Origin of the sequence: Paracoccus denitrificans (assembly GCF_900100045.1) — a bacterium.
Taxonomy (GTDB): domain Bacteria; phylum Pseudomonadota; class Alphaproteobacteria; order Rhodobacterales; family Rhodobacteraceae; genus Paracoccus; species Paracoccus denitrificans.
Genome location: NZ_FNEA01000031.1, coordinates 40681 through 51264 on the forward strand (window position 1 = coordinate 40681; position 10584 = coordinate 51264).

Below are 10584 nucleotides of genomic sequence, written 5' to 3' on the forward strand. Positions count from 1 at the left end.
GTAGTGCATCGTTGCGGCTGAGAAGTGGCGGCAGCGCACCATCGCAAGGCACCGACTGCCGCCTTCTTCGGGGATCAAGGGCGTCTCTTCAGGTGCTTCCGCGTCAGATATGCGACCGGGGCCGGTGTGGTTTCACCGCATCGCTGCAAGCCAGGCATGGATCGCGGCCAGGGATTCCGGTTCATCGAGGAAGGGGACATGCGCGCGGTCCCGAGCCTCGGCCAAGATCATGTCTGGGCGACGGCGCTGCATTTCCGTCGCGGTCTCATGCGACAGCAGGTCCGAGTTTGCGCCCCGGATCAGCGCCAGCGGCAATCCCTGCGTGGCGTCGAACAACGGCCACAGGTCGACCTCGGGACCGTCGAAGGCCGCCAGGAACGCCTCGCGCAGCGCGGGATCATAGTTGACGCTCAGGCCCGAGGGCGTCTCGACATAGTGACGCGCGGCCTCCTCCAGCCATCGGCTTGCCGGGACATTGGCGAAACCAGGCATGGCGGCGGGCAGGCGCTGCGCCAGATCCTCAAGGTTTTTCGCGGCCGGGTTCCGGCCCACATAGTCGAAGATCCGTTCCAGCCCGCTGCGTTGCAGCACGGGACCGACATCGTTCAGGCACAGGCCCAGAAGCCGTTCGCGCGCCGTCGCTGCCAGAAGCATGCCGATGATCCCCCCGCGCGAGGTGCCCAGCACGGCTGCCTGAGCCACGCCCAGGTGATCCAGCAGCACCAGAACGTCGCGGGCCTCTTGCGGGACCGTATAGCTGTCCGAGCCGGTCCAGTCCGAATCGCCGCGACCGCGATAGTCCGGCCGGATCAGGCGCACACCCGGCAGATGCGGCGCCAGATAGTCGAAATCCCGTCCCGTCCGGGTCAGCCCCGGCAGGGCCAGGACGGGTAGGCCCTCGCCCTCGTCGCGATAGGCCAGCCGGGCGCCGTCCTCGGCCTGGAAGAACTGGACGGCCATCAGAGATTGTCCGATTGCGGCATGCCCAGCACATGATAGCCGCCATCGACCAGCACGATCTCGCCGGTGGTGCAGGCGCCCCAATCCGAGCAGAGCCAGACCGCCGTGCCGCCGATCGCCTCCAGCGTGGCATTGGCGCGCAAGGGCGCGTTCGCCTCGGTATGGCGATAGGTCTTGCGCGCGCCGCCGATGGCCGCGCCGGCAAGGGTCTTCATCGGGCCGGGGCTGATCGCATTGACGCGAATTCCCTCGGGGCCTAGGTCGTTGGCCAGATAGCGGACGGATGATTCCAATGCGGCCTTCGCCACCCCCATGACGTTGTAGAACGGTGTGACCCGGTTCGAGCCGGCATAGGTCAGCGTGATGATCGAGCCGCCATTCGTCATCAGGGGCTGCGCCCGCCGGGCCAGGTCGATCAGCGAATAGCAGGAAATCGTCAAGGAATTCTTAAAGTTGTCGCGGGTCGTGTCGACAAATCGCCCGGTCAGTTCGTTCTTGTCGGAATAGGCGACGGCATGGACCAGGAAATCCAGCCCGCCCCAGCGCGCCTCGATGTCGGCAAAGGCGCGGTCGAGCGATTCGTCGTCGAGCACATCGACATCCATCAGGAAATCCGAGCCCAGGGATTGCGCCAGCGGCTCGACCCGCTTGCCGAAAGCCTCGCCCTGATAGGAAAAGGCCAGCTCTGCGCCCTGCTCGGACAGCGCCCGGGCAATTCCCCAAGCGATCGAGCGGTCATTCGCGACCCCCATCACAAGGCCGCGCTTGCCTTTCATCAATTCGCCCATGGCTTAACCTTTTCTTGGTTTATTCGCGGTATTTCGACAGGACCAGCGTGGCGTTGGTGCCGCCAAAACCGAAACTGTTGGAAAGGACACTATCGAAATCGACATCATCCACGCGCGCAAGCGCAATCTCCTCGGGCCGGATCTCGGGGTCCAGCTCGGTGACATTGGCCGAGGCGGCGATGAAGCCGTTCTGCATCATCAGCAGCGAATAGATCGCCTCATGCGCGCCGGTCGCACCCAGCGAATGCCCGGTCAGCGACTTGGTCGAGGAAACCGGCGGCACCTCACCCTCGCCAAAGACCCGGCGGAGCGCCTTGATCTCGCCCACATCGCCCACCGGGGTCGAGGTGCCATGCGCATTGACATAGCTGATGCGCCGGCCCTCGGGCAGGGTGGACAGGGCCAGCCGCATCGAGCGCTCGCCACCCTCGCCGGAAGGCGCGACCATGTCATAGCCGTCGCTGGTCGCGCCATAGCCCGTCACCTCGGCATAGATCCGGGCGCCGCGAGCCAGGGCGTGCTCCAGTTCCTCAAGGACGACCACGCCGGCGCCGCCGGCGATGACGAAGCCGTCGCGGGTCGCATCAAAGGGTCGCGAGGCGGTTTGCGGCGTGTCGTTGTATTTCGACGACATCGCGCCCATCGCGTCGAACAGGCAGCTGAGGGTCCAGTCCAGTTCTTCGCCGCCGCCGGCAAAGACGATGTCCTGCTTGCCCATCTGGATCAGCTCGGTGCCGTTGCCGATGCAATGCGCCGAGGTCGAGCAGGCCGAGGTGATCGAATAGTTCACGCCCTTGATCTTGAACGGGGTGGCCAGGCAGGCCGAATTGGTCGAGGACATGCAGCGCGTGACCATGAAGGGGCCCATGCGCTTGGGCGCGCCCTTCTCGATCACGGTGCGATGCGCCTCGAACAGGTTCGCGGTCGATGGCCCGCCCGAGCCCATGACCAGGCCCGAACGCTCGTTCGAGACATCCTCGGGCGCCAGGCCCGCATCCTCGATCGCCTGTTGCATGGCGATGAAGTTATAGGCCGCTCCGGCGCCCATGAAGCGCAGGTTGCGCTTGTCGACATGGTCCTCGAGCACGATCTGCGGCATGCCGTGGACCTGGCTGCGAAAGCCGCGCTCGGCATATTCGGGGGCGAAGACGATGCCCGAGCGGCCCGCGCGTAGGCTTTCGGTGACTTCGGCGGCATTGTTGCCGATGGGAGAGACGATGCCCAGCCCGGTGATGACGACACGGCGCATGGCGTGCTCCTTGTTCATGTGTCAGGCGGCCGACAGGGCCACCTTCATATCCTTGACCTCGTAGATGGTTTCGCCGTCGGCCTCGACGCGGCCATCGGCGACGCCCATGGTCAGGCGGCGGGTCTGGATCGCCTTGGTGAAATCGACGAAATAGCGCAGCATCCTGCGGTCGGGGCGGACCATGCCGGTCAGCTTGACCTCGCCCACGCCAAGCGCATAGCCGCGCCCCTGCCAGCCCCGCCAACCCAGGTTGAATCCGGTCAACTGCCACAGCCCGTCAAGGCCGAGGCAGCCGGGCATGATGGGATTGCCGGGAAAATGGCAGGAAAAGAACCACAGGTCGGGGTGGATGTCGAATTCGGCGACGACATGGCCCTTGCCATGCGGGCCGGCATCGGCGGAAATCTCGGTGATGCGGTCCATCATCAGCATCGGCGGTTCGGGGAGTTGGGCATTTCCGGGGCCGAACAGCTCGCCACGGGCGCAGGCCAGCAGATCTTCCTTGTCAAAGCTGGTCCTTGTCATCGTCATGCGCGTGTTTTCCCCTCGATCCGACGTTGCGTTATCTGCTGCGATCACCGCCGGGCAAGGCCGGCGCGAAACTTGTCCTTGGGTCTATCATTCCGCCCCGGCAAGGCGCAAGAGCGCAGGTTTTTCGGGTTTTTGCACCCTGTTGCCCGCAATTGCCCAAGCGGGAAACGCCGCGGGTCATCTTGCCGCGGCCGATCCTTCCGATCCGCGGCGGCCGCGTCCGGGCGCATCGGGGCCGGGGCAGCGCTGGGGCAGTCTGGTCCGCAAGATCGCGGGTCGCGCATTCCGCCTTGCGGGACGGGGGTGCGGCGGCCGGTCAACCCGCCTGTTCGGCGTCCAGTTCGCGGACCCGGCGGGCGATCAGCTCGATGCCCGGCGCGATGTCGCCCTCGCGGATCGAGGAATAGCCCAGTCTGAAGAAGGGGCAGGGCACCGGCGGGGTCTCGAAGAACACCTCGCCCGGTTCGATCAGCACGCTGTCGGCTTGCAGCCGGGTGGCCAGGATGCCGCTGTCGCTGGCGGCCGGCCCCTCGATCCACAGGCTCGACCCTCCCGAGCGCGCGGCCCCGGCGATGCGCAGGCCCGTGGCGGCCAGCGCCTGCTCCATCAGCGCCCGGCGGCGCTTCAACGCGCCGCGCAGCCGCACGATATGCGCGTCGTAATGGCCGAGCGCCAGGAAATAGGCAGTGATCCTTTGCAGGTGGTTCGGCGGGTGGCGCAGCATGATGGCGCGCAAGGCCCGGGCCCGCGCGATCAGCGGCGCGGGTGCCACCATGTAGCCGATGCGCAGCCCCGGGAACAGCGATTTCGAGAAGCTGCCGATATAGATCACCCGCCCGGCGCGATCGAGTGACTTCAGCGCCGGCGCCGGCGGCGCCAGATAGGACATCTCGAAATCGTAGTCGTCCTCGATGATCAGGAAATCATGTGCGGCGGCCCGGGCCAGAAGGTCGCGGCGGCGGCCCAGCGGCATGGTCGCGCCGGTCGGGATGTTGTGGCTGGGCGTGACGATCACCAGCCGCGTGCCCTGCGGCAGCAGTTCGGGGTTCAGCCCGCCCTCGTCCACGTCGAGGAAGGTCGTGGGGCTGTGGGCGCGGCGCAGGGTCTCGGCGAAATCGGGATAGCCGGGGTCCTCGGTCACCGCCAGCCGGTCGCCGCGCGCCAGAAGCTCGACGGTGATGAACAGCGCATTCTGCGCGCCCAGCGTGACCAGCACCTCGTCCGATTCGGCCTGGATGCCGCGCCGGGGCAGCGAGTGCGAGCAGATATAGTCGATCAGCATCGGATCGTCGGCCCCGTAGAAATCCGAGGCCAGTTCGCCGAAATCCCGCGTGCCCCAAGCGCGGCGGGCGCAGTCGCGCCAGGCGTTGTGGTCGAAAAGCGCCGGGTCGCTTTGCCCATAGATGAAGGGATAGCGGAAATCGCGCCAGTTCGCCGGCTTGCGGATCACCCGCTGGCGCGGCAACTGGTCGGCAAGCCAGTTGTCCCAGTCCAGCGCGGTTTCGTGCGGCCGGGGTTCCTGCACCTTCAGCCGCCGGTGCGGCACGGTGGCGGCGACCATGATGCCGGAACGCGGCCGCGTCTCCAGATAGCCCTGGCTGATCAGCTCCTGATAGACCAGCGTCACCGTCATGCGCGAGATGCCGAGCGTATCGGCCAGGCCGCGCGACGAGGGCAGCCGCGTGCCCGGACGCGCCCGCGTTTCCAGGATTGCCCGCACGATGGCCGCCGCCAGCCGCGCTTGCAGCGTCCCTGCCTCGCTGTCGCGCAGGAAGAACATCTCGACGGGGATCCGGTCGCTCATCTGGACCTATCTTTGCTTTCAACTGGACATATCGTTACGCCGCGTCACCTGCAACATTTTGCCGCATCAGCGATCGCAAACAAAGGCGACGCATATCTCAACAGGGAGCCTCCGATGTCTTTTCTTACCCGTATCCTGTCCGGCACCGCGCTTGCGCTGAGCCTTGGCGCTGCTGCCCTGCCGGTTTCGGCGGCCGAATATCGCATCGCGGTCGGCGACGGCGCCGGGGGCACGCAGGAGGCGCTGGGTAAAGCCTTCGTCGCGGCGCTGGAAGAGAAATCCGGCGGCAAGATGACCGGCAAGCTTTTCCTCAACGGCCAGCTTGGCGACGAGCAGGACACCGTGACCGCCGCCGCGACCGGCACGCTGGATTTCTCGATCCTCGCGATCAACAACATCACGCCTTTCTCGCCCACGGTCGGCACCCTGACCCTGCCTTACGTCATCCTGAGCCAGGAAGACGCCGAAAAGGTCACCCAGGGCGAAATCGGCCGGCAGATGGTCGACCAGACCGTCGAGGATGCGGGCGTTCGCATCATCGGCTGGGCCTATTCGGGCTTTCGCGTGCTGACCAACTCGAAAAAGCCGATCGCCACGGTGGCCGACCTGCAGGGCGTCGTGGTGCGCGTGCCCAAGAACGAGATCATGATCGAGACCTACAAGAGCTGGGGCATCAACCCGACCCCGATGGCCTGGGGCGAGACCTTCGCCGCGCTTCAGCAGAAGGTCGTCGACGGTCAGGACAACCCCTACATGACCGTCAACGCGATGAAGTTCTACGAGGTCCAGAAATACGTCACCAACCTGCGCTACCTGTTCTCGATCGAGCCGCTGATCGTCAGCGAGGCGCTGTTCCAGAGCCTTTCGCCGGAAGAGCAGCAGCAGGTCCTGGAAGCCGGGCAGGAGGCGACGCAGGTCTCGGCGCAGTTCCTGCGCGACCAGGAAAACAAGATCAAGGAAGAGCTGGTCGGCCGGGGCATGGAGATCACCGAGCCCGCCGATGAGGAAAAGGAGTTCATCGAACTGGCGACGACAAAGGTCTGGCCGAAATTCTACGACCAGATCGGCGGCAAGGAAGTTCTCGACGGCGTGCTGACCTCGCTGGGCCGCGATCCGGTGGAATAGGTTCCTCCCCCGACTGCGGGCGCGCAGGCCGCGCCCGCCCTTTTCCCGATCCATCCTGAAACGCCCCTTACCCGGAGGCAATTCATGTCTGCATTCTGGAAGCATCTCGATCATCTCGAGAGCTACATCTGCCGCGCGCTGCTGGCGGTCTTCGTCACGCTGCTTTTCGTCCAGATCGTCGCCCGGCAGATCTTCGGCTTCTCGATCACCTGGATCGAGGAACTGTCCGTCATCCTCTTCGTCTGGTTCGCCTATTTCGGCGCGTCCTATGCGGCGCGCATGGCGGCGCATAACCGGGTGACCTTCCATCTGAACATGATGCCGCGCAAGGCGGCGCGCGTGCTGGAGGCGATCGGGGACCTGTTCTGGATCATCTTCAACGTCGTGTTCATCTGGCAGGCCATCCAGTTCATCAGCCGGCTGAAGCCCTTCGTGAAGGCCCAGACCCTGGGTTGGGAGATGCGCTACGTCTACATGGCGCTGCCCATCGCCTTTGCGCTGATGACCATCCGCATCCTGCAGGTGAACTATCTGAAGCTCGTGAAGGGCATCGACCCGCGCGACCCCGACAAGGTCGAGGTCGAGGAAATGCTGGAACTCGCCGCCGATGAGCAGCGCGCCTACGAGCGGGAGCACAAGAAATGAACGATTACGTCGTAGAGGTCCTGTTCGGCACCTTCGCTTTGCTGATGGTGCTGGGCGCACCGATCACCGTCGCGCTTGGCGTGGCCGCACTGGCTGCCATGCTCTATCTGGGCGACAACCCGATCAAGATGGTGCAGATGGCCTGGTCCTCGGTCGGGTCCTTCCCGCTGATGGCGCTGCCTTCGTTCATCCTGGCCGGGGCGCTGATGGAGGCCGCGGGCCTGTCGCGCCGGCTGATCTCGGTCGCCGAAAGCCTTGCCGGTCCGTTCACCGGCGGCCTTTCCGCCGCGACCGTCGTCGCCTGCCTGTTCTTCGGCGCGATCTCGGGCTCGGGTCCGGCCACCACCGCCGCCGTCGGCATGCTGATGATCCCCGGGATGATCCGCAACGGCTACAGCCGCGATTACGCGGCCTCGACCACCGCGGCCGCGGGCGGCCTGGGCATCGTCATCCCGCCCTCGATCCCGATGATCATCTTCGGCATCTCGGCCATGGGCATCGCGCCCGATCCGGCCGCCGTCGAGGCGCATGGCCAGTTCCAGTCGGTCTCGATCTCGAAGATGTTCATCGCCGGCTTCCTGCCCGGCGCGGTCATGGCGGGCGGCCTGCTGCTGATGAACTATGTCCGCTGCAAGCGGCGGGGCTATCACGGTTCGTCCGAGCCGCTGTCGCTGCGCAAGTTCATGTGCGCCTGCTATCAGGGCTTCTGGGCGCTGCTGGCCCCGGTGGTGATCCTGGGCGGCATCTATACCGGCATGTTCACGCCCACCGAAGCCGCCATCATCGCCATCTTCTACACCCTGTTCGTCGGGATCTTCATCTACCGCGAACTGGATCTGGGCGAGGTCTTCAAGGCGCTCGAGGCGACGACCTGGCTGGCCGGGCGGGTGCTTCTGGTGCTGTTCGCCGCCACCATCTTCGGCCGCATCCTGGTCGAGAACAACGTCCCCGGCATCATCGCCGGCGGCATCCTCGGCCTGACCACCAACATCTATGCGATCTGGGCGCTGATCATCGGCATGCTGCTGATCGTGGGCATGTTCATGGAGACGCTGGCCGCGATCATGATCCTCGTCCCGGTCATGCTGCCGGTGGCCTATATGGTGGGCATCGATCCGATCCACTTCGGCATCGTGATGATCTGCACGCTCTCCGTCGGCTTCCAGACCCCGCCGCTGGGCGAGAACCTGTTCATCGCCTCCGGCATCTCTGGCGAGACCATCGAGAAGATCAGCGTGACCGCGCTGCCCTTCGCCGTCGCCTCGACCGCCGCGATCTTCGTCATCGCCATGTTCCCGCAAATCGCCCTCTGGCTTCCCGCCCTGCTGGGCTACTGACCAAGGAGTTACCAATGCCCCGCACTTTGACTGCCGCCGATTTGCAGGCGACCTTTGATGCCTTCAACCGCCACGACATCGACGGTGTGATGACCCATTTTGCGGATGACTGCGTGTTCTACACGGTCTCCGGCGAGCATGAATACGGCAACCGGATCGAGGGCAAGGCGGCCATCGCCAGGGCCTTCGAGGCGGTCTGGACCACGATGCCGGACGTCCAATGGGCCGAGCACACGCATTTCCTGTCCGAGGACGGCACGCGCGGCGTCTCGCAATGGACCTTCCGCGCCACCAACCCCGACGGCAGCCGGACCGAGGTGCAGGGCGTCGACCTGTTCCGCATCGCGGACGGCCGGATCGTCGAGAAGCAGGCGATCCGCAAGCAGCGCCCGGCCATTCCCGCCGCCACCGCGCCCGCCCTTGCCGGGAAATGAGGGCGGCGATGCAGGCAATCGAGAAACGTGCGGGCGCGCTGCCCTACGACCCGCTCTATGATCCGGTCACCGCCCGGGGGCTGGGTCCGCGCAGCGACTATGCGCCGACCTACTGGATCGGCACCGCCGGCGCCCCGCCGCCGGACGACGGCCCGGTGACGGGCGACATGGATGCCGATGTGGTGGTGATCGGCTCGGGCTACACGGGCCTGTCCTGCGCGCTCCACCTGGCGAAGATGCACGGCATCAAGGCCGTGGTGCTGGAAGCGAACGGCGTCGCCTATGGCTGCTCGACCCGCAACGGCGGGCAGGCGCAGGTCAGTTCCGGTCGGCTCAAGCGCAGCCAGTGGATCGAGCGCTGGGGCCTGGACGTGGCCAGGCGCCTGCATGCCGAGGTCTGCGAGGGCTTCGATCTGTTCCGCGGGCTGATCCGCGACCATGCGATCGACTGCGATCCGCAGGACGGCGGGCATTACTACATCGCCCACAAGGCTTCGGCGATGCCGGCGCTGGAGAAGGAGACGGCGCTGCTGCGCGACACCTTCGGCTACGACGCCCGGATGATCTCGCGCGACGAGTTGCACGAGACCGTGGCGCGCGACCAGGAGGCGCATGGCGCCATGTGGGAGGCGGACGGCGTCGGCATCCATGCCGCGAAGCTGGCCTTCGGCTATCTGCGCGCGGCCCGCGAGCTGGGCGCCAGGGTGCATGTCGACAGCCCGGTGCAGGGCTGGGAGTACCGGAACGGCGTGCATCACCTGCGCACGCCGGGCGGCACGGTGCGGGCGCGGCGGGTGGCGGTGGCGACGGCGGCCTATGCGCCGCGCAGCCTGCATCCGCGGCTCCGGGACCGGCTGATGCCGATCATGTCGAACAGCATCGTCACCCGCGTGCTGACGCCCGCCGAGCTGGAAGCGGTGGGCATCCGAAAGCTCTCGCCGCTGACCGACACGCGGACGCTGCGGCATTACTACCGGCTCTTGCCCGACAACCGGCTGCAGATCGGCTCGCGCGCCGCGATCACCGGCCGCGACGCCGCGAACCCGGCGCATCTGGACGCGCTGCGCGAGGGGATGGCCCGCAAGTTCCCGGCGCTGCGCGGCATCGCGCTGGACTACAGCTGGTGGGGCTGGGTGGATGTCAGCCACGACATGATGCCGCGCATCACCGGGCTGCCGGACCTGCCGGGCGCCTTCTACGCCTTGGGCTATGGCGGCAACGGCGTGATGTATTCGGCCATGGCCGGGCGGCGCATGGCGCAGCTGGTGGCGGGCGAGGCGGTGCCGGACCTGCCGATCTTCAACAACGAATTGCCGCATGAGGGCTGGCGGACGCCGTTCCGGCGCCTCGGCCAATGGGGCCTCTACCAGTTTTACCACTATCGCGACGAGCGCAGATAAGGAGCCATCGCCATGAAGATGACGACTGAGGAGTCTTTTGTCAAAACCCTTCAATTGCACGGGATCGAGCATGCCTTTGGCATTATCGGCTCTGCGATGATGCCTGTTTCGGACCTGTTTCCGCGGGCCGGGATCACGTTCTGGGACTGTGCGCATGAGACGAATGCCGGGATGATGGCGGACGGTTTCACGCGCTCGACGGGGCGGATGTCGATGGCGATCGCGCAGAACGGTCCCGGGGTGACGGGGTTCGTGACGCCGGTCAAGACGGCCTACTGGAACCACACGCCCTTGCTTCTGGTGACGCCGCA

The 10584-nt window shown here is 66.1% G+C and carries 11 protein-coding genes; 6 read left to right on the forward strand and 5 right to left on the reverse strand.

Features of this window, described 5'->3' with window-relative positions:
* Window positions 1-132: 132 nt before the first annotated feature.
* The 5 genes from BLT64_RS21140 to pdxR form a co-directional block, all read right to left on the reverse strand.
* Window positions 133-960, reverse strand: coding sequence for an alpha/beta fold hydrolase (locus BLT64_RS21140; protein ID WP_011747947.1), 828 nt, complete (start codon window positions 958-960; stop codon window positions 133-135).
* Complete coding sequence (locus BLT64_RS21145; RefSeq protein ID WP_011747946.1) at window positions 960-1748, reverse strand: enoyl-ACP reductase FabI; 789 nt, start codon at window positions 1746-1748, stop codon at window positions 960-962. Before BLT64_RS21145 ends, BLT64_RS21140 begins: the two co-directional genes overlap by 1 nt.
* Window positions 1749-1767: 19 nt before the next feature.
* Entirely contained in the window at window positions 1768-2997 is a 1230-nt protein-coding gene (fabB, locus tag BLT64_RS21150) for a beta-ketoacyl-ACP synthase I (protein ID WP_011747945.1), read from the reverse strand.
* Between the two features lie 21 nt (window positions 2998-3018).
* Window positions 3019-3528: a bifunctional 3-hydroxydecanoyl-ACP dehydratase/trans-2-decenoyl-ACP isomerase gene (gene fabA / locus BLT64_RS21155; protein ID WP_011747944.1), complete on the reverse strand. Its 510-nt coding sequence runs from the start codon at window positions 3526-3528 to the stop codon at window positions 3019-3021.
* 316 nt (window positions 3529-3844) lie between these two features.
* Window positions 3845-5332 (reverse strand): MocR-like pyridoxine biosynthesis transcription factor PdxR, encoded by a 1488-nt coding sequence (gene pdxR, locus BLT64_RS21160; protein ID WP_074810625.1) that lies wholly within the window; start codon window positions 5330-5332, stop codon window positions 3845-3847.
* A 114-nt stretch (window positions 5333-5446) separates the two neighbouring features.
* Between pdxR and BLT64_RS21165 the strand changes: the two genes are divergently transcribed.
* The 6 genes from BLT64_RS21165 to BLT64_RS21190 form a co-directional block, all read left to right on the forward strand.
* The gene (locus BLT64_RS21165; protein ID WP_011747942.1) at window positions 5447-6457 is read left to right on the forward strand and encodes a TRAP transporter substrate-binding protein; all 1011 of its coding nucleotides are present in this window, start codon (window positions 5447-5449) and stop codon (window positions 6455-6457) included.
* 84 nt (window positions 6458-6541) lie between these two features.
* On the forward strand, window positions 6542-7102 hold the full coding sequence (locus BLT64_RS21170) for a TRAP transporter small permease (protein WP_011747941.1): 561 nt from the start codon (window positions 6542-6544) through the stop codon (window positions 7100-7102).
* The gene (locus BLT64_RS21175; protein ID WP_011747940.1) at window positions 7099-8439 is read left to right on the forward strand and encodes a TRAP transporter large permease; all 1341 of its coding nucleotides are present in this window, start codon (window positions 7099-7101) and stop codon (window positions 8437-8439) included. The genes BLT64_RS21170 and BLT64_RS21175 overlap by 4 nt, the downstream gene beginning before the upstream one ends.
* A gap of 14 nt (window positions 8440-8453) precedes the next feature.
* Window positions 8454-8873: a nuclear transport factor 2 family protein gene (locus BLT64_RS21180; RefSeq protein ID WP_011747939.1), complete on the forward strand. Its 420-nt coding sequence runs from the start codon at window positions 8454-8456 to the stop codon at window positions 8871-8873.
* An 8-nt stretch (window positions 8874-8881) separates the two neighbouring features.
* Window positions 8882-10273 carry an NAD(P)/FAD-dependent oxidoreductase gene (locus tag BLT64_RS21185; protein ID WP_074810627.1) on the forward strand — a complete coding sequence of 464 codons (1392 nt, stop codon included), beginning with the start codon at window positions 8882-8884 and terminating at the stop codon, window positions 10271-10273.
* A gap of 12 nt (window positions 10274-10285) precedes the next feature.
* The coding region (locus BLT64_RS21190; RefSeq protein ID WP_254777249.1) for a thiamine pyrophosphate-binding protein at window positions 10286-10584 on the forward strand (299 nt) is incomplete at its 3' end.